At 63.9% G+C, this 24,446-nt stretch carries 21 protein-coding genes; 15 read left to right on the top strand and 6 right to left on the bottom strand.

All coding sequences use genetic code 11. The features are described from left to right. Window positions 1-11: 11 nt before the first annotated feature. From F0185_RS13750 to F0185_RS13730, 5 genes are all read left to right on the top strand, one after another. The gene (locus F0185_RS13750; RefSeq protein WP_167225259.1) at window positions 12-2,054 is read left to right on the top strand and encodes an alpha/beta hydrolase family protein; all 2,043 of its coding nucleotides are present in this window, start codon (window positions 12-14) and stop codon (window positions 2,052-2,054) included. An 82-nt stretch (window positions 2,055-2,136) separates the two neighbouring features. After that, on the top strand, window positions 2,137-4,185 hold the full coding sequence (locus F0185_RS13745; protein ID WP_167225257.1) for an alpha/beta hydrolase family protein: 2,049 nt from the start codon (window positions 2,137-2,139) through the stop codon (window positions 4,183-4,185). Between the two features lie 15 nt (window positions 4,186-4,200). Next, window positions 4,201-4,566 (top strand): MmcQ/YjbR family DNA-binding protein, encoded by a 366-nt coding sequence (locus tag F0185_RS13740; protein ID WP_167225255.1) that lies wholly within the window; start codon window positions 4,201-4,203, stop codon window positions 4,564-4,566. Between the two features lie 154 nt (window positions 4,567-4,720). Beyond that, entirely contained in the window at window positions 4,721-7,162 is a 2,442-nt protein-coding gene (locus F0185_RS13735) for an acylase (RefSeq protein ID WP_167225254.1), read from the top strand. Window positions 7,163-7,262: 100 nt separating this feature from the next. After that, entirely contained in the window at window positions 7,263-8,480 is a 1,218-nt protein-coding gene (locus tag F0185_RS13730) for a 6-phosphofructokinase (RefSeq protein ID WP_167225252.1), read from the top strand. A gap of 281 nt (window positions 8,481-8,761) precedes the next feature. Here F0185_RS13730 and F0185_RS13725 read toward each other — a convergent pair whose 3' ends face one another. Both F0185_RS13725 and F0185_RS13720 read right to left on the bottom strand, forming a co-directional pair. Continuing rightward, on the bottom strand, window positions 8,762-9,229 hold the full coding sequence (locus F0185_RS13725; protein WP_167225250.1) for a DUF3828 domain-containing protein: 468 nt from the start codon (window positions 9,227-9,229) through the stop codon (window positions 8,762-8,764). 6 nt (window positions 9,230-9,235) lie between these two features. Beyond that, the gene (locus tag F0185_RS13720; protein ID WP_229477001.1) at window positions 9,236-9,676 is read right to left on the bottom strand and encodes a CHAP domain-containing protein; all 441 of its coding nucleotides are present in this window, start codon (window positions 9,674-9,676) and stop codon (window positions 9,236-9,238) included. A gap of 343 nt (window positions 9,677-10,019) precedes the next feature. Between F0185_RS13720 and F0185_RS13715 the strand changes: the two genes are divergently transcribed. Both F0185_RS13715 and F0185_RS13710 read left to right on the top strand, forming a co-directional pair. After that, on the top strand, window positions 10,020-12,449 hold the full coding sequence (locus tag F0185_RS13715) for an acylase (protein ID WP_167225248.1): 2,430 nt from the start codon (window positions 10,020-10,022) through the stop codon (window positions 12,447-12,449). 107 nt (window positions 12,450-12,556) lie between these two features. Beyond that, the gene (locus tag F0185_RS13710) at window positions 12,557-12,814 is read left to right on the top strand and encodes a hypothetical protein (RefSeq protein ID WP_167225246.1); all 258 of its coding nucleotides are present in this window, start codon (window positions 12,557-12,559) and stop codon (window positions 12,812-12,814) included. Between the two features lie 45 nt (window positions 12,815-12,859). Here F0185_RS13710 and F0185_RS13705 read toward each other — a convergent pair whose 3' ends face one another. Both F0185_RS13705 and purM read right to left on the bottom strand, forming a co-directional pair. Then, window positions 12,860-13,384 (bottom strand): DNA-binding protein, encoded by a 525-nt coding sequence (locus F0185_RS13705; protein WP_167225244.1) that lies wholly within the window; start codon window positions 13,382-13,384, stop codon window positions 12,860-12,862. Between the two features lie 147 nt (window positions 13,385-13,531). Beyond that, window positions 13,532-14,575: a phosphoribosylformylglycinamidine cyclo-ligase gene (gene purM / locus F0185_RS13700; protein ID WP_167225242.1), complete on the bottom strand. Its 1,044-nt coding sequence runs from the start codon at window positions 14,573-14,575 to the stop codon at window positions 13,532-13,534. Between the two features lie 260 nt (window positions 14,576-14,835). On the opposite strand from purM, the gene hda reads away from it, so the two are divergent. From hda to panB, 6 genes are all read left to right on the top strand, one after another. Then, window positions 14,836-15,519: a DnaA regulatory inactivator Hda gene (gene hda, locus F0185_RS13695; protein ID WP_166894574.1), complete on the top strand. Its 684-nt coding sequence runs from the start codon at window positions 14,836-14,838 to the stop codon at window positions 15,517-15,519. Then, the gene (locus F0185_RS13690) at window positions 15,516-16,190 is read left to right on the top strand and encodes a histidinol-phosphatase (RefSeq protein WP_167225240.1); all 675 of its coding nucleotides are present in this window, start codon (window positions 15,516-15,518) and stop codon (window positions 16,188-16,190) included. The genes hda and F0185_RS13690 overlap by 4 nt, the downstream gene beginning before the upstream one ends. Next, window positions 16,183-17,583: a polynucleotide adenylyltransferase PcnB gene (gene pcnB, locus F0185_RS13685; RefSeq protein WP_167225238.1), complete on the top strand. Its 1,401-nt coding sequence runs from the start codon at window positions 16,183-16,185 to the stop codon at window positions 17,581-17,583. The genes F0185_RS13690 and pcnB overlap by 8 nt, the downstream gene beginning before the upstream one ends. Next, entirely contained in the window at window positions 17,580-18,053 is a 474-nt protein-coding gene (folK, locus tag F0185_RS13680; RefSeq protein WP_167225236.1) for a 2-amino-4-hydroxy-6-hydroxymethyldihydropteridine diphosphokinase, read from the top strand. Before pcnB ends, folK begins: the two co-directional genes overlap by 4 nt. 1 nt (window position 18,054) lies before the next feature. Then, a complete protein-coding gene (locus tag F0185_RS13675) occupies window positions 18,055-18,402 on the top strand; it encodes a DMT family protein (protein ID WP_167225233.1) in 348 nt (115 codons plus the stop codon). A gap of 174 nt (window positions 18,403-18,576) precedes the next feature. Beyond that, window positions 18,577-19,437, top strand: a complete 861-nt coding sequence (gene panB / locus F0185_RS13670; RefSeq protein WP_167225231.1) for a 3-methyl-2-oxobutanoate hydroxymethyltransferase — start codon at window positions 18,577-18,579, stop codon at window positions 19,435-19,437. A 104-nt stretch (window positions 19,438-19,541) separates the two neighbouring features. On the opposite strand, the gene F0185_RS13665 is transcribed toward panB, so the two are convergent. Both F0185_RS13665 and F0185_RS13660 read right to left on the bottom strand, forming a co-directional pair. Next, entirely contained in the window at window positions 19,542-20,885 is a 1,344-nt protein-coding gene (locus F0185_RS13665) for a sigma-54-dependent transcriptional regulator (RefSeq protein ID WP_167225229.1), read from the bottom strand. Further along, window positions 20,882-22,744, bottom strand: coding sequence for a sensor histidine kinase (locus F0185_RS13660; protein WP_167225227.1), 1,863 nt, complete (start codon window positions 22,742-22,744; stop codon window positions 20,882-20,884). Before F0185_RS13660 ends, F0185_RS13665 begins: the two co-directional genes overlap by 4 nt. Window positions 22,745-22,938: 194 nt before the next feature. On the opposite strand from F0185_RS13660, the gene F0185_RS13655 reads away from it, so the two are divergent. Both F0185_RS13655 and F0185_RS34805 read left to right on the top strand, forming a co-directional pair. Next, window positions 22,939-23,517, top strand: a complete 579-nt coding sequence (locus F0185_RS13655; protein WP_167225225.1) for a hypothetical protein — start codon at window positions 22,939-22,941, stop codon at window positions 23,515-23,517. 8 nt (window positions 23,518-23,525) lie between these two features. After that, the gene (locus tag F0185_RS34805) at window positions 23,526-24,380 is read left to right on the top strand and encodes a fatty acid desaturase (protein WP_229476998.1); all 855 of its coding nucleotides are present in this window, start codon (window positions 23,526-23,528) and stop codon (window positions 24,378-24,380) included. The last annotated feature ends 66 nt before the right edge of the window (window positions 24,381-24,446 follow it).

Raw genomic sequence — 24,446 nt, 5'->3', positions numbered from 1 at the left:
AGCGAGTTTTTATGTCCGCCCACCTGCCGCACCTGCTGCACTTGTTGCGTGTCGCGTTCCTGTGCGCCACGACCCTGCTGATCCCCGCCGCCGGCGCCGCCGGGCCGGCCGCGCCGCCACCGCCCCTGGCCGACTTCTTCGACAACCCGGCCTTCAGCGCGGCGCTTCTTTCGCCCGACGGCAAGTTCCTCGCGGTGCGCTACAACAAGGACAACCAGCGCGACCGCCTGATCGTGATCGAACTGGCCAACCAGGCTATCAAGGTAGCGGCCAGCTTCAGCGACCGCGACGTCCGCAATTTCCAGTGGGTCAACAACGAGCGCCTGGTGCTCGACACCACCGACAAGACCGTCGGGCCGGGCGACGAGCGCTACTGGCCGGGCCTGTACGCGGTCAACCGCGACGGCGCCAGGTTCCGCCAACTGGTGCAGGCGAACGGGTCCTTTTTGCAGGCGCACGTCGTGGCCAGCAACGTTTTGCCGGCCAACCATTTCCTGGTACGGCAGACCGGGGCCCAAACCTCGGACGATGTGTACGTCACCAATCCCAAGCGCGACGGCATGCATGGCGACGGCGACCTCAAATATGTCAACCTGCTGCGCCTCAATACCGTGACCGGGCGCAGCGAGACGGTGCGCCGGCCCGGCCCGGCGATCGACTGGCTGCTCGACCACAAGGGCGAGCCGCGCATCTGCATCACGCTCGACAAGAATATCCAAACCACCTGGTACCTGGACCCGGCCAACAATCAATGGCGCGAGATCGCCGCCTTCGACGCCTACCTGGGCGGCAAGGATGCCTTCACGCCGCTCGCCTTCGCCCCCGACGGCAGCCTGGTCGTCAGGAGCGCCAGGGGCAAGGACAAGCAGGCCCTGCATACCTTCAACCTGGGCACCCTGCAGATCAGCGCGGAACCGCTGGTGGTGCTGGCCGACTACGATTTCAGCGGCGAGCTGATCACCACGCGCGACAAGCTGCTCGGCGTGCGCTACCTGAGCGACGCCCGCTCGACGGTGTGGTTCGACGCCCGCATGAAAACCCTGCAGGCGGCCATCGACGCCGCCCTGCCGGCCACCGTCAACCTGGTCGAGGTAGCGGCGCACGCGGAGGCGCCGTGGGTGCTGGTGCACTCGTATTCCGACCGCCAGCCTGAGCGCTACCTGTTGTACAACCTCGAGAGCGGCAAGTTCAACCCGGTCGGCAGCACCCATGAACGCATCGTGCCGGCCAGCATGGCCGCGCAGGAAGCGGTGCGCTACAAGGCGCGCGACGGCCTCACCATCCCGGCCTGGCTGACCTTGCCCAAGGGCACGGGCAAGAACCTGCCGCTGGTGCTGCTGGTGCACGGCGGCCCCTGGGTGCGCGGCGGCGAATGGGGCTGGTCGGCCGAGAGCCAGTTCCTGGCCTCGCGCGGCTACGCGGTGCTCGAACCTGAATACCGCGGCAGCACCGGCTTCGGCAGGGCGCATTACCACGCCGGCTGGAAGCAATGGGGCTTGAAGATGCAGGACGACCTCGCCGACGGCGCCCGCTGGGCCATCGCCCAGGGCATCGCCGACCCCAAGCGCATCTGCATCGCCGGCGCCAGCTACGGCGGCTACGCCGCGCTGATGGGACTGGTGAACGATGGCCCCTTGTACCAGTGCGGCATCAACTGGGTCGGCGTGACCGACATCAACCTGCTCTACACGGGCCACTGGAGCTTTGCCTCCGACATGAGCAGCGACTACCTGAAGTATGGCGCGCCGACCCTGATCGGCGACCCGGTCAAGGATGCGGCCCAGTTGCGCGCCACCTCGCCATTGCTGCAGGCCGCGCGCATCCGCCAGCCGGTGCTGCTGGCCTACGGCGCGGTCGACCGGCGCGTGCCCCTGTACCACGGCAAGAAATTCGTCGAGGCGCTCAAGGAGCACAATCCCAAGGTCGAATGGGTGGTGTACCAGGAGGAAGCGCACGGCTGGTCCTTGCCCAAGAACCGCATCGATTTCTGGGGCCGGGTCGAACAATTCTTGCAGCGCCATATCGGCACGCCGCGCGAGGCCGGCGACCGATAGCACTGGCGCCACGGTTAGCAAAACGATAGTATTGACAGAACAGACAGAAACAAGGTCTCCCTTCCCTTTACCGAGCCAATCCATGCCCGTTTTACGCCCCTCCCGCCTGCACCTTACTGCCCTTCACGTCTGCGCCCTGCTCGTCTGCGCCCTGGCCGCGCCCGCCTTTGCCGCCGAGCCGGTCGCGCCGGCGCCGCCGCCGATCGCCGATTTTTTCGACAACACGGTCTTCAGCGATGCCGAACTCTCACCGAACGGCAAGTTCCTGGCGGTGCGCTTTTCCAACGATAACAAGCGCGACCGCCTGATCGTGATCGACCTGGCCAGCAACGCCACCAAGGTCGTGGCCCAGTTCGACGACCGCGATGTCAACAACTTCCAATGGGTCAATAACGAGCGCCTGGTGCTGGACTCGACCGACAAGAGCATCGGCCAGGGCGACGTCGTCAGCGGCCCGGGCCTGTTCGCGGTGAACCGGGACGGCAGTAATTTCAGGCAACTGGTGCACGTCAACTGGGCGGCACTCAAGCAACACAGCGTGACCAGGATTACCTTGCCGCCCAACCACTTCCTGGTGCGGCAGAAAGGCGCGCAAGCCTCCGACGATGTGTACGTGGTCAATCCCCAGCGCGACGGCATCCGCGAGAACGGCGACACCAAGTACGTCAACCTGATCCGCCTGAACACCGTGACCGGACGGACCGAGACGGTCAATCGGCCGGGGCCGGCCCAGGGCTGGCTGCTCGACCACAAGGGCGAACCGCGCCTGTGCATCACGGTGGAAAAAAATACCCAGACCATCTGGTATCGCGATCCGTCCAACAATGAATGGCGCACCCTGGCCTCCTTCGATGCCTACGCGGGCGGCAAGGATGCCTTCACACCGCTGGCCTTCGGTCCGGACGGCACCCTGTACGTGCGGAGCGACGCCGGCAAGGACAAGCAGGCGCTGCATACCTTCGACCTGGTCAACAAGCGCATCAGTGCCGAGCCGCTGGTGTCGCTGACCGACTACGACTTCAACGGTCAGCTGGTCACCTCGGGCGAGAAGCTGCTCGGGGTGCGCTACCTGAGCGACGCGCGCGCCACGGTGTGGTTCGACAGCAAGATGAAAACCCTGCAGGCGAGCATCGACGCCGCCCTGCCCTCGACCGTCAACCTGGTCGAGCCGGCGGCGCGCCCCGACAGTCCTTGGGTGCTGGTGCAATCGTATTCCGACCGGCAACCCGCGTACTACGCCTTGTACAACAGCGAGACCGGCAAGTTCATTGGTGTCGGCGGCACCCATGAGCGCATCGTGCCGGCCAACATGGCCGAGCGGGAATTGGTGCGCCTGGCGGCGCGCGACGGCTTGCCGTTGCCGGCCTGGCTCACCTTGCCCAACACGGGCAGCGTGGACAAGGACAAGCGCAAGAACCTGCCGATGGTGGTGCTGGTGCATGGCGGGCCTTACGTGCGCGGCAACGAATGGGGCTGGTCGGCCGACAGCCAGTTCCTGGCCTCGCGCGGCTATGCGGTGCTGGAACCCGAGTTTCGCGGCAGCACCGGCTTCGGCAACAAACACTACAAGGCCGGCTGGAAACAATGGGGCTTGAAGATGCAGGACGACATTGCCGACGCCACCAAATGGGCGATCGCCCAGGGCATCGCCGACCCCAAGCGCATCTGCATCGCCGGCGCCAGCTATGGCGGCTACGCCACCCTGATGGGCCTGGTGAACGATGCGGCCCTGTACAAGTGCGGCATCAACTGGGTCGGCGTGACCGACATCAACCTGATCTACACAGGCCACTGGAGCTTTGCCTCCGACATGACCGCCGGCTACCTCAAGTACGGCGCGCCGATCCTGATCGGCGACCCCGACAAAGACGCGGCCCAACTGCGCGCCACCTCGCCGCTGCAGCAGGCCGCGCGCATCACCCAGCCGCTGCTGTTGGCCTACGGCGCCGCCGACAAGCGCGTGCCTCTGTATCACGGCAAGAAATTCCGCGACGCCGTCATCGCCACCAACCCGAACGTCGAATGGGTGGTGTACCAGGAAGAAGGGCACGGCTGGGCGTTGCCAAAAAACCGCATCGACTTCTGGGGACGGGTCGAAAAATTTCTCGGCCGCCACATCGGCACACCTTGAAACGATTCCACTGTCATGAACACGCAACAATTACAACAGCGTTGCCGCGCCTTTGCGCATGCGACCGAGACTTTGCATGCGAGTCCGGGCAATATTCTGGTGTATGCGGTGGGCGGAAAAAAGTTTGCCTACTTCAAGACCAGTGAACCGGAAATGGGACGTTTCAGTCTGCGTGTCGCGCCCGATCTGTTCCTCGGGCTGACCGCCATGCCTGGTGTAAAGCCGGCCCGCTACATGGGCCGCTTTCATTGGGTGACGCTGGTCGATGCAGGCAGTTTTCCGCCCGAGTGGCTGGTCGAATTGCTGGCCTGGTCGTACCAGAAAGCCCGTTCTTCGCTGACCAAAGCAGAGCGCGCCGCACTGGACGGCAAGCCCTTGTAAGGAGGCTGGCGCGGGCCTGGCGGCGGCCTGCCGCCGGCCCATTTCTACCACGTCCGTAGCGGCTTCTCAAAGTTATTATTTCTACAATTTTGATGTAATTTCGATATAAAATATCGCACTGTTGCGCCATCATTGCTTCTAACACGAGACCTACATGACCATCCCTTTCAAGAACCACCGCGCGCCCCGCCTGCTGGCGCTCGCCGGCGCTGTCGCCATGGCCCTCAGCGCCGGTTGCAGTAACGACGATTCCACCGATTCCAATTCGAACAATTCGGCCAAGCCGGGCGACACGGCCGCCAAATACCAGGCCGAGATCAGCCGCACCTCGTTCGGCGTGCCGCACATCAAGGCCAATGACGAAGGCAGCCTCGCCTACGGCGTGGCGTACGCCTATTCGCAAGATAACGTCTGCCTGCTGGCCGACGAATTTGCCACCGTCAGCGGTGAGCGCTCGAAGCACTTCGGCCCGACCGCCACGCGCCAGACCTCGGATATTCCGAACCTGCAAACCGACTTCTTTTACCGCATCATCAACGACGACGAGACCGTCAAAACGGCCTGGAACGCCCATTCGGCGCCGATGAAAGCGATGATCGAAGGCTATGTCGCCGGCTACAACGATTACCTCGAAAAAACCGGCATGAACAACCTGCCGGCCGCCTGCAAGAACGGTTCCTGGGTGCGCAAGGTGAGCGAGCAGGACATGGTCAAGCTGCTGCGCCGCTACGCCGCCGAAGCCAGTTCCGGCCAGTTCATCGCCGCCATCGCCGGCGCCACCCCGCCCGGCCAGAATGGCTTGCTGCCGGCCGTCCCGCCCAAGGCCGGCATGCACCCGATGGACCCCGATTACTGGGTCGCGATGCGCGAACGCACCGGCAGCAATGCCGTGGCCCTGGGCAAGGACGCCACCGACAACGGCCAGGGCATGCTGCTCGGCACCCCGCACTTCCCATGGCGCGGCGCACTGCGTTTCTACCAGCTGCACCTGACCATTCCGGGCAAGCTCGACGCGATGGGCGCCGCCCTCGGTGGCATGCCGATGGTCAATATCGGCTTCAACCAGAACCTGGCCTGGACCCACACGGTCAACAATTCGGCCCACTTCACGGTGCACATGACGCCGCTCGACCCGAGCGATCCGACCAGGTACCTGGTCGACGGCAAGCCGCAAGCGATGACGCGCAAGACCGTCAATGTCGAGGTCAAGGGCGCCGACGGCGTGCTGGGCACCCAGAGCCGCACTTTCTACAGCACCCAGTACGGCCCGCTGGTCGTGATTCCCGGCCAGCTCGACTGGAATGCCGGCATGGCGTTTTCGCTCAACGACGCCAACCTCGGCAACCATCGCCTGCTGGAACAGTGGTACGGCATGAACACCGCGCGCAACATGGACGAGTTCAAGGCCTCGATCGAGCGCACCGTCGGCCTGCCGTGGGTCAACACCCTGGCCGTCGACAAAGAGGGCGCCGCCCTGTTCGCGGACGTCACCGTGGTGCCGCATGTGACAAAAGCCATGCAGGAGGCCTGCGTGCCGGCGCCATTCAAACCGCTGGCCGCGCGCGGCTTGTTCGTGCTCAACGGCGCCACCAGCGCCTGCGCGCCGGCCACCGACATCAACGCGCCGCAAGCGGGCATCTTCGCCGGCGCCAGCCTGCCGCGCCTGTTGCGTAGCGACTACGTGCAAAACTCCAACGACAGCGCCTGGCTCTCCAATCCGCTGGCGCCGGTCACCGGCTATCCAGACATCGTCAGCGTCGACAATGTCGAGCAGTTCGGCCGCACCCGCCTCGGCATCACCCAGGTGCAGAAGCGCCTGGCCGGCACCGATGGCCTGGCCGGACGCAAAATGACGGTCGCGCAACTGCAAGCTCTGGCCCTGGGCAACCGCGTCTACTACGCCGAGCAGATCATGGACGATGTGCTGGCGCTGTGCCGTGGCGAACAGGCCGGCAGCGGCGATATCACGACCGCCTGCGCGCGCCTGAACCAGTGGGACCGTACCGTCAACCTCGACAGCAACATCGGCTACCTGTACTTCACCGGCCTGTGGGAACGCATCCTGCGCGTGCCGGGCATGTGGGCGGTGCCGTTCAACCCGGCAGACCCGGTCAACACGCCGCGCGGCCTGAACCTCGACAACCCGGCCATCGCGACCACGGTGCGCCAGGCGCTGGCGGCGGCGGCGCAGGACGTGGCCAAGCTGGGCGTGTCGCAGGATGCGCGCTGGGGCGACGTGCAGCTGGCCACGCGCGGCACCCGCCGCATTCCGATCCACGGCGGCAAGGGCACCGATGGCGTGTACAACGCGATCGGCACCGTGCCAAGCGGCGACGGCAAGCTCGAAGTGATCTACGGCACCAGCTACATCCAGACCGTGTCCTTCAACAAAGATGGCCCGCAAGTGCAAGCCATGTTGGCCTACTCGCAATCGACCGACCCGGCCTCGAAGCATTTCGCCGACCAGACCGAGCGCTTCTCGAAGAAGGAATGGATCACCCAGCCGTACACGGAAGCGCAGATCAAGGCCGATCCGGCGTTCTCGACAATGACGGTGACGCGCAAGGCCGATGGCAAGCCGGCATCCAAGCCGTAAGCTGTGAGTTGTAAGTTGTAAGTTGTAAAGAAACAGGCAGTCCTCCGCCCTGGCGGTAGACTGCCTGTTCAGCGCCGCTGATCACTTCAAGGAGATGCACATGTCGTCAGGAAAAATTCTGGTCGCACAGGGAGGCGGACCCACCGCCGTGATCAACCAGTCGATGGTCGGCGTGGTGCTCGAAGCGCGCCGCTTTCGCAACGTCACGCGCGTGTACGGCGCCATGCACGGGGTGCGCGGCATCGTCGACGAAGACTTCATCGACCTGACCCAGGAAACCAGCCACAACCTCGAACTGGTCGGCAAGACGCCTTCCTCGGCGCTCGGTTCGACCCGCGACAAGCCCGACATGGCGTATTGCCAAAAGATTTTCGAGGTGCTGCGCGCACACGAGATCGAGCATTTTTTCTACATCGGCGGCAACGATTCCTCCGACACGGTGCGCATCGTCAGCCTGGAAGCACAACAAGCCGGCTATCCGCTGCGCTGCATTCACATTCCCAAAACCATCGATAACGATTTGGTCGGCAACGACCACACGCCCGGCTTTCCCTCGGCCGCGCGGTTCGTGGCGCAAGCCTTCGCCGGCGCCAACCTCGACAACGCGGCCTTGCCCGGCGTGTACGTGGGGGTGGTGATGGGACGGCACGCCGGCTTCCTGACCGCCGCCGCCGCGCTCGGCAAGAAGTTTCCCGACGACGGCCCGCACCTGATCTACCTGCCCGAGCGCACCTTCGTGCTCGAGCAATTCCTGGCCGACGTCAAGGCCACGTACGCGCGCTACGGACGCTGCGTAATCGCCGTGTCCGAAGGCATCCACGACGCCTCGGGCGAGCCGATCGCCAGTTTGCTGTCCAAAGACATCGAGCGCGATGCGCACGGTAATGTGCAACTGTCGGGCACCGGCGCGCTGGCCGACCTGCTGTGCGACGAAATCAAGTCCAGGCTCGGCATCAAGCGCGTGCGCGGCGACACCTTTGGCTACCTGCAACGCTCCTTCATCGGCTGCGTGTCGGACGTGGACCAGCGCGAGGCGCGCGAAGTGGGCGAAAAGGCGGTGCAGTTCGCGATGTGGGGCGACCGCGACGGCTCGGTGGCGATCAAGCGCACCGGCTACTACTCGGTCGACTATGAACTGGTGCCCTTGGAAAGCGTGGCCGGCAAGACGCGCACGATGGAAGACATCTTCATCAGCGAGAGCGGCACCGACGTCACCGATGCCTTCCGCCTGTACCTGCGCCCGCTGCTCGGTTCGGGCATGCCGGACGCCTTCCGCCTGCGTCCGGCCCCGGTCGAGAAGATCCTGGGCAAGAAATAGGGCAGACAGCGGCCGCGCCAGGTGGGGCCTCCGGGGAGATTTTCATGACGTCGAGATGGCGGGCCGCCGGCCGCTTTATTTCTTCTTTCGCTTCGCTGGCTCATCACATACCCAATCAGATGAGGGACGTACTTGCGCACCTGTTCATTCAGTTCCTGGCTGTGGAACATGTCCAGACACGATGAAACTCGCCCGCGACAAACAGCAGAGTAATGCATTGGCTTCTGTCCGCCATGCGGCACTGCTTGCTTTTGTCGCGGCCGATTCTGCGCCGTCGTTCTCTATAATGGGCGAACTCTGCGAATCTTCCAGACGCTGTCTTCCTTTTTTAAAGTCAGCTCCAAGTGGTGAATGCTTTCTTTGCTTGCTCCAAGCGTGACACGAACTGTTGCGGTGTTTCCACTTATCCTGGATTTCGTAACTGAGATATTTTTTTCCCAATCATCAAAATAATCCTGCGCCTGGATAAAATAATCGGCATCCAGTCCATCCTCGCTATTCATACGCTTTTCAATTTCCGCAATCAAGGACTTTGAAACGTATGTGCCAAGTTTAACTTTTTCGTCGCTAAGCGGTTGATGATTCGCGACGAGCGAATGGATATACCATTTGTAAAAATCCGAAGTCGTCACCGCAGGTGATGGAAGTTCAGCGGCCAGCGCGGGAAAACTAAGGCAAGCTAATATGCATGAAAAAAACGCACAAATCGCCTTGGCAAATATTATCTTATTGATTTTTGACATAGACATAAGATTTCAATGAGTTCGCCGATAAAACTTTACTGGCGGCCGCAATTGCCTGTACCCGGGTCCGGGGTAGTATCCATGTAGTTGTCTGAAATCAGATACCCAAATAGTCCCGTTAAACATAGCCATGTGCCCACTAGGATGCCCTGGGATTGGTTGAATGATGGCGACGTCACCGGCCCGTGTGACCGTATTCGCTATTTCAACAAAACCCGAAGATAATAAGCTGGCGCCATAGTCCTTGGCACGCCTGTGGCGATTCAATTGGGTGCCGCCCGCTTCAATAGCTTTCCTTACATATTCACCACATCTACCAAGGCTATCAGCCCCACCATGTTCATTTAAATACTGCACAGCAACTTCTTTTTGCCACATCGAAGATCCTTTTGATTTAATAAAATGCGCGTGATTATAAATATGTAAGCCCGCACAACGGAGTTCAGAATACATTTGCATCCCTCATCTCACGCCCCAAGGGATAGCATTGCTATTATAGCATTGTTTTTATAAGACTAACCAGGTTCAATGTTTCTGGCGAGTTATAAAAAAATATTTACCAATAGATAATTATAGTTCAAAAAAGAACACATAAGGCCAAGTTTTTTCCCTGCGTCAGGCCTGTCTGAACCGTCGCAACAGGCTCTATCTGGATAACCTTGACGAAAAAATTACCCTAGGTACCGCCGGATGCACCACTCGGGCCCGCCAGCTTGTCCTTTTCGCATTTTGATTGTTTTAGCAACGTCAATAACGCAACACTGCGGTCCCGTCAACTTCCCAAGCCCGGACCGCCATGACCCTGTTACCTCGTTCCCACGTCCCTCTGCTGCGCGCCAGCAGCGCCGCCATCCTGCTGGCGCTCGCCGCCTGCGGCGGCAAGAACGGCAAGCCCGCCGAACCGGCCCCCAAATACAGCGCCGAAATCCGCCGCACCGCCTACGGCATCCCGCACATCAAGGCCGATGATGATGGCGGCCTCGGCTACGGCATCGGCTACGCCTACGCACAAGACAATGTGTGCCTGCTGGCCGAACGCATCGTCACCGCCAACGGCGAACGCGCCAAGTACTTCGGTCCGGAGGCGCGCGGCATCACCGAGGACGCGGTGCCCAACCTGGCGTCCGACTTCTACTATCGCATGATCAACGAACCGGAGGCGGTGGCCAACGCCTGGCAACAGCAACCGGCGCCGATGCGCGCGCTGGTCGAAGGCTACGTGGCCGGCTACAACCAGTACCTGGACGAGCGCGGCAAGGGCGGCTTGCCCGACGCCTGCAAGAACGCCCCCTGGGTGCGCAGCATGACCAGCGCCGACATGATGAAAATCATCCGCCGCTATGCCGTCGAAGGCGGGGGCGCTCATTTGATCGAAGAACTCGTGGCCGCCGCGCCGCCGGGCGCGGCCGCCCCAGCGCCAGCGTCACCGGCGGCCGCCCCGCGCCGTGGCGGCGCCAGCAAGATCGATCCGCAATACTGGCAAGAGCAGCACGCCCGCTTCGGCAGCAACGGCGTGGCCTTGGGCAAGGATGCCACCGAGAACGGCCAGGGCCTGTTGCTGGCCAATCCACACAATTTTTGGCAAGGCGATTTTCGTTTTTACCAGCTGCACCTGACCATTCCCGGCAAGCTCGACACGATGGGCGCCTCGCTCGGCGGCATGCCGATGGTCAGCATCGGCTTCAACAAGGACGTGGCGTGGACCCACACCAACAACACGTCCAAGCACTTCACCGTACACCAGTTGCAACTCGACCCGCGCGATCCGACCAGCTATATGGTCGACGGCAAGTCCCAGCCCATGACGCGCAAGCGCGTCGAAGTCGAGGTGCGCCAGCCCGACGGCAGCCTGGTCACGCGCAGCCACGATTTCTACCAGACCGACGTGGGCGTGGTGATGCACATATCCGAGCAGCTGGAGTGGAACCGCAAGGTCGCCTATACCCTGCTTGACCCCAGCATAGGCAATCACCGCATGCTGGAACAATGGCGCGCCATGAACAGCGCGCGCAGCCTGAACGAGCTGCGCGACGGTATCGACCGCATCGTCGGCCTGCCGTGGGTCGGCACCATCGCCGCCGACAAGGAGGGCAAGACCATGTACATGGACGTGACGGTGGTGCCGAACGTGCCGCTGGCCAAGGAAAAAGCCTGCGTACCGGAAGCCTTCCGCAAAGCGGCCGCCGGCGGCGTGCTGGTGCTGGACGGCTCGACCAGCGCCTGCCGTCCCGACAACGACCCGGCCGCGCCGCAAAGCGGCATCTTCGCCGGCGCCAGCCTGCCGCGCCTGGAACGCGACGATTTTGTGCAGAACTCGAACGACAGCGCCTGGATGACCAATCCGGCCGCGCCGCTGACCGGCTTCCCGTCGATTGTCAGTCTCGACGCGGAGGAACAAAGCGGGCGCACCCGCATCGGCATTGCCCAGTTGCAGGCGCGCCTGGCCGGCACCGATGGCCTGCCAGGCCGGCGCATCTCGATGCCCCAGCTGCAAGGGCTCTTGTTCAGCAACCGCGTCTACTACGCCGGCCAGATCATGGACGACGTGCTGCGCGCCTGCGACGGCGAACGCCAGGCCCGCGCCGCCAACGGCGCCATGGTCGACCTGGCGCCGGCCTGCGCCAAACTGCGCGCCTGGGACCGTACCGCCAACCTGGAGGCCAATATCGGCTTCGGCTATTTCAGCAGCGTGTGGGACCAGTTGTACGGCTCGTCGCTGTTCTGGGCCGTGCCCTTCAACGCGGCCGATCCGGTCAGCACGCCACGCGGCTTGCGGGTGGACGATCCAGCCGGCGTGGGCGCCCTGCGCACGGCCCTGGCCAACGCCGTGCTCGAGATGGAAGCGGGCGGCTGGGGCCTGAACAGCACCTGGGGCGAGATCCAGCACACCGAGCGTAACGGCAAGCGGATTCCCATCCACGGCGGGCTCTACAACTACGGGGTCTACAACGCCATCGTCAGCAAGCCGGCGGCCGGGGGCGGACGCGAGGTGACCGAAGGCGGCAGCTACATCCAGACCGTGATGTTCGACCGCAACGGCCCGCAAGCGCAAGCCGTGCTCGCCTACTCGCAGTCGGTCGACCCGGCCTCGCCGCACTACGCCGACCAGACTGGGCTGTTTTCGAGCAAGACCTGGCACACCCTGCCCTTTACGGATGCGCAGATCGCGGCCGATGCGACGACCAAGCGCATCACCATCAGTCACAAGGCCAAGCAAGCGCAGTAACGGGCGCGCAACACACACGCTGCTTATAAAAACTAAAACGTTTTTAAAAAGGCATTTTTTGATAGGGCTGTGTTAAGTTATGGTTACTGTCCTTAAGGGGAACGATGATGAAAAATCTGCTTCTGGCGTGTGTGTGCTTTCCCCTGCTGCTGGCCGCCTGCAACGGCCCGCTTGACGTCACCCTGGCCGACAGCGGCGACCCGGTCAAGGGCGAGGCGCTGAAAAAGGCCCTCTCGCCTGAAGAAGCCGAGCTGCTGGTGTCCTACGTGGCGCAGCACACGATGGCCCAGGACATCGATTACAAGATGACCGTCAAGCAAGCCATCGCGGCGCGCCGCAAGGAACTTGCCAGCAACCAGAAGTAAATTTTTCTGGCGCCGCCGTGCGCGGGCTCTAGCTGAACTCAGGAGCTAGACCAGCCAAGACTGGACGTGGCGAAACAGTTCGGGCTCGATCCGCCGGACTTGAATCGCAAGATTGAGGTGCCTGGCAATCGACGCCACCTCCAGCGTACCCCGCGTGACCTGGTAAGTCTCGCGTGGAATCATCCAACGAAGAACATCGTCCAGGTGCCACAAGGTCGCGTTTCCTGCATGTACGGGCGCTGGAAAAGTTTCGCGGTTGTTGAACGCTAGTGTGCGCAGATGTTTCGGATCCACTTCGGCATACTCCGGCATCTCGTCCAGGCTAACCAGATCCGGGCGCACTTCAATGAGCTGTGCTGTAGGGATAGCGCGCCTGACGGCGGCAAGCGCGCTGGTCATGGCGGTGAACACGTCGTCGGCCTCGCGACAAAATTCCATCGCTATTCGCCCCGGATGCCCGATACCGATCAGGGCGTCGGTGCACTCCTCCTGCACCAGTCGACCAACAATGTCATCCTGGTCGTCATCATCGCTCGACAAACGATACGAAAGTTCAAAGATGAAATCCATCACCGCGTCTCCAGAACTTCATCATTTTCCTGACCAATAAGGCGCATTTCAAGCGGCATCCGGGAATACGCGATATGGTGTGACACAGATCAAAAAAACGGACGGGACCCGAGGGCGCCGTCCGTTTTTTGATTGACCGCAAGCCGCTTAGCTGACGATCGTCTGGTGCTCGTCGCCCTCGCGCGCGCGGATCGTGCCGATGCGCGACACGCTCTCGCCGGCCGCCTGCAACTGCGCAAACGCCGCATCCGCGTTTTCTTTCGACACGATGACGATCATGCCGATGCCGCAGTTGAACACGCGGTGCATTTCGGCATCGGCCACGCCGCCGTGCTGTTGCAGCCACTGGAACAGCGGCGGCATGGTCCACGCCGTCGAATCGAGCACCGCCGTCAGCCCCGGCTGCAGCACGCGCGGCACGTTTTCGACCAGCCCGCCGCCGGTGATGTGCACCATGCCTTTGACTTCCATCGATTCCATCAGCGCCAGCAATGGCTTGACGTAAATACGGGTCGGCTCCATCAGCACGTCGGCTAACGGACGGCCGTGGAAGTCGGCGTTCAGGTCCGGCTTGGCTACTTCAATAATCTTGCGCACCAGCGAGTACCCGTTCGAGTGCACGCCCGACGAGGCCAGGCCCAGCACCACGTCGCCCGGGGTGATCTTGGTGCCGTCGATGATTTTCGATTTTTCCACCGCGCCAACCGCGAAACCGGCCAGGTCGTACTCGCCGGCCGGGTACATGCTCGGCATTTCGGCCGTTTCGCCGCCGATCAGGGCGCAACCGGCCTGCTCGCAACCCTGGGCGATGCCCTTGACGACGGCGGTGGCGGTCGGCACGTCGAGCTTGCCGCAAGCGAAGTAATCGAGGAAGAACAGCGGCTCGGCGCCCTGCACCAGGATGTCGTTCACGCTCATGGCGACCAGGTCGATGCCGACCGTGTCGTGGCGGTTCAGTTCGAACGCGAGCCTGAGCTTGGTGCCCACGCCGTCGGTGCCGGACACCAGCACCGGCTCCTTGAACTTCTTGCTGATCTCGAACAACGCGCCGAAACCGCCGATGCCGCCCATGACGCCTTCGCGCATGGTTTTCTTGGCAAACGGCTTGATCGCTTCGACCAGGGCGTCGCCCGCATCGATATCGACACCAGCGTCGCGGTAGGAGAGGGAAACATTAGAAAGTTGGCTCATGGTGTATTTGGCAGCGGAGGCGGTAAAATAGAAGGCGGCGAACCGATTCGAGCCGCGGGCGGCCAAAACTGGTCAATCCGCTATTTTATCAAAATGCCCCGTCCAAAGCCGATTTAACCCACATTACAACAATAAGATGCTATTTCTCTCCGCCAAAGCACCGCAGCACAGGGCCGGCAAGCTGCCACCATCGCCACCCCCACGATCCGCGTGGCAGCTTCTATAATGCCTGATGTACACGACGGCGCAAGAATGAACTCATGAAACAGCTGGTACTCGATTTGGGCGCAGAGCAGGCGCACAGCCTCGATACCTTCGAGGTAGGGCAAAATGCCGAACTGGCGCATCTGATGCACCAGTTCGCGGAGCGTCGTTCGCGCGAACATTTCGCTTACCTGTGGGGCGAAACCGGCGCCGGCAAGACCCACCTGCTGCAAGCGCTGGCCGCCACCCCCGGCTCGCGCTACATCGCCTGCAACGCCCCCGAGTGCGAATTCACCTACACGCAAGGCACCACCCTGTACCTGCTCGACGACTGCGAACAGCTCTCGCCGCAGGCCCAGATCGACGCTTTTGCGCTGTTCAACCAGATCCGCGAACACGGCGCCTACATGGTCAGCACCGGGCCGGTGCCGCCGGTGGTGCTGCCGGTGCGCGAAGACCTGCGCACGCGCATGGGCTGGGGCCTGATCTACCAGATCCACGGCCTGGCCGACGAACAGAAGATCGCCGCGCTCACGCACGCCGCCGAAGCGCGCGGTTTGACCTTGTCGGCCAGCGTGTTACCCTATCTGCTGTCCCATTTCAAGCGCGACATGCGCTCCCTGTCGACGATGCTAGACGCACTCGATCAGTATTCCCTCGAAACCCAGCGACCGGTCACCCTGCCGTTGCTGCGCGATTTACTATTACAAGCGAACCCGCAAGCGGACACCAAAGAATGAAGAACCTGGCGCTGTTTGACCTGGACCACACCCTGCTGCCGATCGATTCGGACCATGAATGGGGCGAATTTTTAGTCCGCACCGGCGCTGTCGACCCAGTCGAATTCAAGCGCCGCAACGACGAATTTTTCGAACAGTACAAGGCCGGCACGCTCGACCCGGTCGAATACCTCGAATTCGCGCTCGGCACCCTGGCGCGCTTTCCGCGCAAGGAACTCGACGCCATGCACGCGCGGTTCATGGCCGAAGTGATCGAGCCGGCCATCCTGCCGCGCGCGCGCGCACTGCTGCGCCAGCACATCGACGCCGGCGACCTGGTGGCCATCATCACCGCCACCAACCGCTTCGTCACCGCGCCGATCGCCAAGGCGCTGGGCGTGGAACACCTGATCGCCGCCGTCCCCGAAGAAGACGCCGACGGCAACCTGACCGGCAAGCTCGTTGGCGTGCCCACCTCGGGCGCCGGCAAGGTCACCCACACCCACGCCTGGCTGGCGCAAGTGGGCACGCCGCTCGATGGCTTCGGGCGCAGCCACTTCTACAGCGATTCGCACAACGATATCCCCCTTCTGTCCGTCGTCACCCATCCCGTCGCGACCAACCCGAACGCCGTGCTGGCGACCCATGCCACACGCCTTGGCTGGCCTTTACTCCATCTATTCAATGATTAAAAAATTCATCCGCAAAATCCTCGGCGTCAAAGAGAAGCAGCCAGTACGCGACCTGACCGAACCCGTGATCCTGGGACCGGCGGAGCACGGGATCGACCCCAAGCTGCTGTCGTCGAACGCGATCCGCGTGACGCAAACATTGCAGGAGGCGGGCTTCAAGGCGTTCGTGGTGGGCGGCGCCGTGCGCGACCTGCTGCTGTCGGTCAAACCGAAGGACTTCGACATCGCCACCGATGCCACGCCCGAACAGGTCAAGCGCCTGTTCCGGCGCGCCTTCATCATCGGCAAGCGTTTCCAGATCGTGCATGTGATGTTCGGCTCCGACCTGCTGGAAGTGACCACCTTCCGCGGCGCCGGCGAGTCCAGCGCGCCCAAGGATGAACATGGCCGGGTCCTGCGCGACAATAACTTCGGCCCCCAGCACGAAGATGCGATGCGGCGCGACTTCACCATCAACGCCATGTACTACGATCCGGCCACCCAGGTGGTGCTGGACTACCACGGCGGCATCGCCGACATCCGCGACAAGACCTTGCGCATCATCGGCCAGCCCGAAGCGCGCTACCGCGAAGATCCGGTGCGCCTGTTGCGCGTGGTGCGCTTCGCCGCGCGCCTCGGTTTCACGATCGAGCCGCACACGCGCGAACCGATTCCGGTCATGGCGCCCTTGATCAACAACGTGCCCGCCGCGCGCGTGTTCGACGAAATGCTCAAGCTGCTCATGAGCGGGCACGCGCTGGCCTGCCTGCAGCAGTTACGCAAGGAAGGCCTGCACCACGGCCTGCTGCCGCTGCTCGACGTGGTGCTCGAGCAGCCCATCGGCATGAAGTTCGTGACCTTGGCGCTGGAGTCGACCGACAACCGCATCAAGGCCGGCAAGGGCGTCTCGCCCGGCTTCCTGTTTGCCTCGCTGCTGTGGCACCAGGTGGTCGAAAAATGGACCGCCTACCGCGCGGCGGGCGAGTCGCCGATTCCGGCGCTGCACCTGGCGGCCGACGACGTGCTCGATTCGCAGACCGAAAAACTGGCGCTGCAGCGCAAGATCGGCTCGGACATGCGCGACATCTGGTCGATGCAGCCGCGCTTCGAGCGACGCAACGGCAAGGCCCCGTACAAGCTGCTGGAACACCCGCGCTTTCGGGCCGGCTACGACTTCCTGCTGCTGCGCTGCGAATCGGGCGAGATCGAGATGGAAATCGGCGAATGGTGGACCGCTTTCTATGACGGCGACGCCGTCGAACGCGAAAACCTGCTTACCAACGCCGGCGCCGCGCCGGCCGGCGCCAAGCGCAAGCGCGCGCCGCGTCGCGCACCGCGCAGCCGCGCCAATGGCGAGGGTGGCGACAACGCCGCCGCCGCCAGCACGACCGGCAGCACCAGCGGCGACGAATGATCGCGTACGTCGGCATCGGCGCCAACCTGGGCGACGCCCGCGCCAACGTGGCCGACGCCCTGGCGCGCCTGGCCACGCTCGCCGGCAGCCGCCTGCTGGCGCAGTCGTCGGCCTGGCGCACCGCGCCCATCGACTCCTCGGGCGACGACTACATCAACGCGGTGGCCTGCATCGACACGACCCTGGGCGCACAAGACCTGCTGGCCGCGCTGCAGGCGATCGAACTGGCGCACGGGCGCGAACGGCCCTACCGCAACGCCCCGCGCACCCTGGACCTCGACATCCTGCTCTACAACGATGAACGGATCGACAGCGCCGCCTTGCAAGTGCCGCATCCGCGCATGCTGGAGCGCGCCTTCGTGCTGGCGCCGCTGCTGGAAATCGCGCCCTCCATTGACGTGCCAGGGCATGGCCCGGCGCGCGGCTACCTGGCGGGCGTTGCCGGCCAGGCCATCGAACGACTGAACTGACATGCAAATTCCGATTTTTGTGCAGACCACCGGCCTGCTGGTGCTGTCCAACATTTTCATGACGATCGCCTGGTACGGCCACCTGAAGAACATGTCGAGCAAGGCGTGGTGGTATGCGGCGCTGGTCAGCTGGGCCATCGCCCTGTTCGAATACCTGCTGCAGGTGCCGGCCAACCGTATCGGCCACACGCAATACAGCCTGGCGCAGTTGAAGATCCTGCAGGAAGCCATCACCCTCACCGTGTTCGTCCCGTTCGCGATGTTCTACATGGGCGAACCGTTCAAACTCGATTACGTGTGGGCCGGGCTATGCCTGGTCGGCGCCGTCTACTTCATCTTCCGCAGCTGAGGGCGCGTCGCGCCGCTTACCTCCGGGGCTGAGCGCCACGGCCGGCGCTGCTTTTGGCGCGACGGGAAACATCGGCGACCACCTCAGGTGAGCTTTCGATCCATCATGGGCACGTTCGTCCCAATGGCATTACACTATGCGCCGTTGCGACCATTTTGATATCAAAGGACTATTATGAGCGGTTATCTGCAGGGTAAGGACATGGCGGGCGGCGATACTCCGGCGCCGGTCAAACCGGTGATGACGAAGGCGGTGACGATTCCTTCGCTGACCGCGATGCGCGCTGCGGGCGCCAAGATCACGATGCTGACCTGCTACGACGCCAGCTTCGCCACCTTGATGGACCGCTGCGGCGTGGAAGTACTGCTGATCGGCGATTCGCTGGGCATGGTCTGCAATGGACATCATTCGACCTTGCCGGTGACGGTGGGCGAGATTGTGTACCACACCGCCGCCGTCGCGCGCGGGAACAAGAGCGCGATGGTGATCGCCGATATGCCCTTCGGCAGCTACGGCACGCCGGAAGCGGCGTTCAACAACGCGGTGCAGCTGATGCAGGCCGGCGCGCACATGATCAAGATCGAGGGCGGCGCGTGGCTGGCCGAGACGGTCCGTTTCCTGACCGAGCGCGCGATTCCGGTGTGCGCGCACCTGGGGCTCACGCCGCAGTCGGTGCACCAGCTCGGCGGCTACAAGGTGCAGGGCAAGTCCATCGAAAGCGCGGCGCAGCTCAAGGCCGACTCGCTGGCGCTGGAAGCGGCGGGAGCGGCGATCATCCTGTTCGAGGCGATTCCAAGCGCATTGGGCAAGGAGTTGACCGAAGCGCTGAAGGTGCCGACCATCGGCATCGGCGCGGGACCGGACTGCTCGGGCCAGGTGCTGGTGATGCACGATATCCTGGGGGTTTTCCCGGGGCGCAAAGCGCGCTTCGTGAAAAACTTCATGGAAGGGCAGACCAGCATCGACGCCGCCGTGAGCGCGTATGTGAACGCGGTCAAGGATGGCAGTTTTCCGGGGGTCGAGCACTGCTTCTGACACGTCGTTCCCGGCCTCGGCGGCCCCTTGGCGGGAACCCAATTTCGTCGCGCCGTCGGCTACGTTGCTAACTTGGGTTCCCGCCTGCGCGGGAACGACGGGGGTCACCGTAGCCGGTAGCGCTTCATCTTGTTCAACAGCCCCACCCGCGAAATACCCAGCTGTTTCGCGGCGTGGGTGTGATTGTGCGCCGTCTCGTCGAGCGCGGCGACGATCAAGCGCTTTTCCAGCGCCGCCACCTGCGCGTCGAGCAAGCCATCGCCCTCCACCGCCAGCGGCGCGGCCGCCTCGCCGCACGCGAGCGCCAGGTCGTCGACCGTGATCACATCCGCACTGCCCGCCAGCGCCGCCGCCGTCGACACCGAATGCTGCAACTCGCGCACATTGCCCGGCCAGCTGCGCGAGACCACCCACTCCAGCGCGTCCGGCGCGAGCCGCTTGGGCGGCGCCAACCTGGCCGCCACCGCCTGCACGATCAACGCCACATCCTCGGCCCGATCGGCCAGCGCCGTGGTCCTGACCTGGATGCCCTTCAAGCGATAAAACAAGTCGTCGCGAAACGACTTTTCTTCCACCATCGCCGCCAGGTCGCGGTTGGTGGCCGCCACCACGCGCACGTCGACCCGCGTTTCGCTGCGCGCGCCCACCGCGAAAAAACTCCCCGCCTGCAAAAAACGCAGCAGCTTGACCTGCATCGACAGCGGCATGTCGCCGATCTCGTCGAGGAACAGGGTGCCGCCATGGCTTGCCGCGATCAAGCCGATGCGGTCGCGGTCCGCTCCCGTGAAGCTGCCCTTGCAATGACCGAACAATTCGCTCTCGAACAGCTCCGCCGGAATCGCCCCGCAGTGCACCGCCACGAACGGCTTGGCGGCGCGCTTGCCGTTGGCATGCAGCGCGCGCGCCACCAGTTCCTTGCCGGTGCCGCTCGGCCCCGTGATCATCACCGGCACTTCGGTCGGCCCGATGCGGCGGATCAGCGCGCGCAGGTCGCGCAGGTCGGCGCTGATGCCGATCAGGCCCATGGTGGCGTCGTCGGGCTCGGCGCGGGCGCGCCAGTCGGCCAGCTCGCGCTCCAGGCGGCGCTTGGTCAGGGCGCGCTCGACCACCACGCGCAACAGGTCCGGGTCGAGCGGCTTGGGCAGGAAGTCCCAGGCGCCGGCGGCGATCGCGCGCAGCGCCAGTTCGCGGTCGGCGTGACCGGTCATCACCACCACCGGCGCCGAGGCAAGGCCGGGCAGCAGCGCCAGCCCTTCATCGGGGCGGAAGGACGGCGGCAGCGCCAGGTCGAGCAGCACCAGGTCGAAGGTGTGCCCGGCCCACAAGGCCAGCACCTGTTCGCTTGATGCCGCCACCTTGACGTCGTAGCCAAGGCTGGCCAGCCAGTTGCCGCACAGGCGCTGGAAGGCGGGTTCGTCGTCGACGAGAAGAATGCGTTCTTGGGTCATGGCATACCTGGTAAAAGAAGTTCGAAGCAGCAGTTCCAGCCGGCCCGCTCGCCCAGCCTGACGCTGCCGCCGTGGGCCTCGACCAGGCGCCGCACGATGGCCAGGCCAAGGCCGGTGCCGCCCGGACGGCGCGTGGTGAAAGGCTGGAACAGATCAAGCGCCAGGTCGGCCGGCACGCCCGGGCCGTTGTCGCACACGCGCAGCAGCACCCGGCCGCCGGCTTGCGCTCGCGCGTCGACCAGGATGCGCGGGTCCGAACGGCCGCGCAGCATGGCCATGGCGTTGCCAATCAGGTTGCCGAGGATTTGTTCGCCGCGCATCGGGTCGATGTGCAGGCACAGGGCGGCGTCCACATCGAGTTCGATTCGCTGGGATGGATGGCCGGCCGCGACCCGTTGCACCAGTTCGGCCACCGCCACGCGCTGGGGATTGAGGCGCACCTCGCCCGAATAACTGAGCAAGTCCTGGATCAGGTGGTCGGCGCGCTCGATCTGGGCGCGGATCTCGGCGCGCGTTTCCGGCGGCGACATGACCGCCGCCATGCTGATGATATTGAGGGGATTGCGCAATTCGTGCGCCACGGTCGCCGCCAGCCCGCCCAGTTCCAGCAGGTGCGCCTGCTGCAGGCGTTCCTTTTCGTGCTCCGCGTAGCGCAGCAACTGGTCCAGGCGCGCCGCAGCCGCCGCCAGCAGGGCGCCGAACACTTCGCCGACGCGGGTCACGCTCGGCGTTGCGCCTTCCCACTCCATCAGGTCAGTGCGCCAGTGCGGCGCTTCGCCATCCTTGCCTGGGGCGAGGTAGCAATGCACGCCCGGCTGGCCGGCGCCATCGCCCGGCGACGCATCGCCCAGCACCACCCGCATCGGCTGGCGCAGGTGCGCGCCGAGGGTGGATGCGGCGATCCGTTCGAGATCGTGCCAACTGCTGGCGGCGTCCAGGCGCACCCGCCAGTCGGCCAGCACGCCCGCTTCCAGGTGCGCGCCGGGAAATACCAGCCGTTCGATGGCGCGCCGCGACGGGCCTTCCAGCACCAGCATCACGGCCAGCATGGCCGTGCCGAGCAGCCAGAGCTGCCACAGGGGCACCGCTGCCAACGACGCAAACCCGGTGCGCGCGGCCACGCTCAGGAGCAGGCTGGCCAGGGCCACCGTGATGGCGGTCAGCACCAGCCAGGCCAGCAGGCGGTTGGCCCACAGGTTCACCACCATCAGGTCGTAGCGCAGGATGCCGAACACCAGCAGCAGCGCGTAGCCGGGCAGCAGGATCACGCTGTAGGGGAAGATATCGATCCCGAGCGAGGCGTTGAGGAACATCAGCGACGCGCCCGAGCCCCACACGCCGGCGAACCAGATCGCCAGGATCTTGCCGCGCTGTTTGGGGGCGGCCTTCGGCCACGCCGCCAGCAGCAGCAAATAGGCCCAGACGCTGATCGAGGTGACGAGCACGCCGGGAATCCAGCCCCAGACCGGGAAAAAGTAATAGCGTTCGAAGCCCAGCCAGGGCGCCAGCGTGCCCATGTCGAGCACCTGCACCAGCAGCAGGGTGGCGAGGCCGAGGATATAGATACCGAGCAGCTGGCGCGGGCGGTCGCGCTGCAGGAAGCGGAACACGAAGTGCAGGAAAAACACCGCGTTGATCGGGCCGCAGTTGACCAGGCGCTTGCCCAACGCCGCCACGCCGTCTTCGCCCAGATGCATGCCCAACTGCCCCAGCGCCCAGCAGCCGATACCGACGCAAAACAGCGCCAGCGGCTTGATGCCGCTCTGGTGCGGCGCCTTGGCCCACAGCCAGGCCGCCAGTCCCAGGCTGATGCAGCCCTGGACCACCAGGGAAAAATAGTAAACGCGGTAGATGTCCATGCGGGCCGGGTGTAAGGCAGCTTGATAGTTGCAACGGGCTAACTATATAGCAAGTTGACAGCGCGTGCGTACCCGTCATTAATTTTCTGTTTAAAAACAGCAACTTAGAATCGCGGAACGGGTGGCATGCGGCTTGCGTATTGAAGAGTAGGACGGCGCAAGCCGCAACGACCCGGCAAAGGCATCGACCCATCATGAAAGCACTGCACTTACCTCACATCGGCGCGCTGGTGCCGCCCAAGGTCATCTGGATGCGTGTCAACCGCCTGCTGGCGTGGGCCTTGATCGTCTCGCCGCTGGCCCAGATCGCGCTCGGCACCTCGTTCATGCGCGGCCTGGCGCTCGACCTGGTGATCCTGCTGGCGCATGCGGCGCTGTCGCTGGCCTTGTTCGGCATGCCCAAAAACGCGGCGCGCCGCTTCAGCGTGGCGCTGCATGTCTTCGGCCAGCAACCGGAGAACATGAGCCCGCGCAACCAGTATCTGTTAAGCGGACACCGGGTCGGACTGACGCTGCTGTTCGTGCTGTTGATCCTGGCGGCGCGGCCCCTGCTCGACCTTCCCGGCTTTCTCATTTACGTGGGGCCGAATGTCCTGCTGTTGATGGTCATGAGCTGGCCGCTCGTGCGCATGCCATTCACGCTGTTCCAGCACGTCTATCCATCCATCGTCCAGGCGCTGCGGCGCTGGGGCATGCGCGAGCACGCGGACGACGTCGCCGCCGTGATCGTCGGATTGTTCTTCTTACTGTCCTCCATTAACCTGATCAGGTAGTCGCCATCATGTTCGCCTTTACAGCAGTCAGCAGTCCCTTCACTTTTCCATCACTGACCCGGCGCAACGCCGGCATGCCGCAACTGGGCGTCTTCGACGACGACCTGCTGACAGTCAGCGCCTGGCAGCGCATCGTCCTCGCCGCCCTGCCCTTGCTGACACTGGCTGCCTTCGGCGCGCTCTACGCGCACGGCCTGTACCTGGCGCTGCCGGTCGTGATGCTGATGCACTTCGTGGTCACCGTGGCCTACCTGCATGACGTGGCGCACGGCTCGGCGGGCCTGGACGCGCGCGTCACCCACGTGGTGCTGTTCATCGTCAGCGTGCTGGTGCTGCAAAGCGGGCATTCGTTCCGCTACACCCACCTGCACCACCACGCGCACTGCCTGGAAGAAGACGACCTGGAAGGCGCGCCCGCGCGCGCAAGCCTGCTTGGAGCCTTGCTGGCCGGCCCGCTGTACCTGCCGCGCCTGTGGCGCGAATCGTTGCGCAAGATCCGCCCGGCGCGCGACCGCCGCTGGATGGTCGCCGAACTGGCCACCTCGCTAGCGCTGGTGCTGCTGGCCCTGTGGCTGACGCGCTGGACCACCGGGCCGCTGCTGTACTGCGCCATGGCCTGGATCGGCGGCTGGTTCTATCCGCTGGCGACGGCCTGGCTGCCGCACTACAAACCGGGCAGCAAGCCGCTTGAACAGGCGCGCACCATGCGCGGAGCGATCGTGCCGGCGCTGTTCATGAACCTGACCTATCACCTCGAACATCACCTGTATCCGCAAGTGCCGACCCTGAACCTGCGGCGCCTGTCGCGCCGGCTCGACCCGCATTTTGCGGCGCGCGGACTGCGTCCGACCCAGGTGTACTGAGCGTTGCGCCAGCGGCCGACAAGATCGCCAGCATCGCCGGCACCGATTCAAACTCTTCGGCCGGGC

The sequence above is a fragment of the Massilia rubra genome, from assembly GCF_011682065.1.
Classification (GTDB): Bacteria; Pseudomonadota; Gammaproteobacteria; order Burkholderiales; family Burkholderiaceae_D; genus Telluria_A; species Telluria_A rubra.
This window is presented reverse-complemented; position numbering and strand designations above follow the sequence as displayed.

Coding starts and splice junctions, on each gene's coding strand:
- F0185_RS13705 (WP_167225244.1), bottom strand. CDS start 13,384: ATGGATTTCATCTTTGAACTTTCGTATCGTTTGTCGAGCGATGATGAC.
- F0185_RS13730 (WP_167225252.1), top strand. CDS start 7,263: ATGTCGTCAGGAAAAATTCTGGTCGCACAGGGAGGCGGACCCACCGCC.
- folK (WP_167225236.1), top strand. CDS start 17,580: ATGATCGCGTACGTCGGCATCGGCGCCAACCTGGGCGACGCCCGCGCC.
- F0185_RS13675 (WP_167225233.1), top strand. CDS start 18,055: ATGCAAATTCCGATTTTTGTGCAGACCACCGGCCTGCTGGTGCTGTCC.
- F0185_RS13690 (WP_167225240.1), top strand. CDS start 15,516: ATGAAGAACCTGGCGCTGTTTGACCTGGACCACACCCTGCTGCCGATC.
- F0185_RS13735 (WP_167225254.1), top strand. CDS start 4,721: ATGACCATCCCTTTCAAGAACCACCGCGCGCCCCGCCTGCTGGCGCTC.
- hda (WP_166894574.1), top strand. CDS start 14,836: ATGAAACAGCTGGTACTCGATTTGGGCGCAGAGCAGGCGCACAGCCTC.
- F0185_RS13740 (WP_167225255.1), top strand. CDS start 4,201: ATGAACACGCAACAATTACAACAGCGTTGCCGCGCCTTTGCGCATGCG.
- F0185_RS13745 (WP_167225257.1), top strand. CDS start 2,137: ATGCCCGTTTTACGCCCCTCCCGCCTGCACCTTACTGCCCTTCACGTC.
- F0185_RS34805 (WP_229476998.1), top strand. CDS start 23,526: ATGTTCGCCTTTACAGCAGTCAGCAGTCCCTTCACTTTTCCATCACTG.
- panB (WP_167225231.1), top strand. CDS start 18,577: ATGAGCGGTTATCTGCAGGGTAAGGACATGGCGGGCGGCGATACTCCG.
- F0185_RS13715 (WP_167225248.1), top strand. CDS start 10,020: ATGACCCTGTTACCTCGTTCCCACGTCCCTCTGCTGCGCGCCAGCAGC.
- F0185_RS13660 (WP_167225227.1), bottom strand. CDS start 22,744: ATGGACATCTACCGCGTTTACTATTTTTCCCTGGTGGTCCAGGGCTGC.
- F0185_RS13710 (WP_167225246.1), top strand. CDS start 12,557: ATGAAAAATCTGCTTCTGGCGTGTGTGTGCTTTCCCCTGCTGCTGGCC.
- purM (WP_167225242.1), bottom strand. CDS start 14,575: ATGAGCCAACTTTCTAATGTTTCCCTCTCCTACCGCGACGCTGGTGTC.
- F0185_RS13750 (WP_167225259.1), top strand. CDS start 12: ATGTCCGCCCACCTGCCGCACCTGCTGCACTTGTTGCGTGTCGCGTTC.
- F0185_RS13655 (WP_167225225.1), top strand. CDS start 22,939: ATGAAAGCACTGCACTTACCTCACATCGGCGCGCTGGTGCCGCCCAAG.
- F0185_RS13725 (WP_167225250.1), bottom strand. CDS start 9,229: ATGTCTATGTCAAAAATCAATAAGATAATATTTGCCAAGGCGATTTGT.
- F0185_RS13665 (WP_167225229.1), bottom strand. CDS start 20,885: ATGACCCAAGAACGCATTCTTCTCGTCGACGACGAACCCGCCTTCCAG.
- pcnB (WP_167225238.1), top strand. CDS start 16,183: ATGATTAAAAAATTCATCCGCAAAATCCTCGGCGTCAAAGAGAAGCAG.
- F0185_RS13720 (WP_229477001.1), bottom strand. CDS start 9,676: ATGTATTCTGAACTCCGTTGTGCGGGCTTACATATTTATAATCACGCG.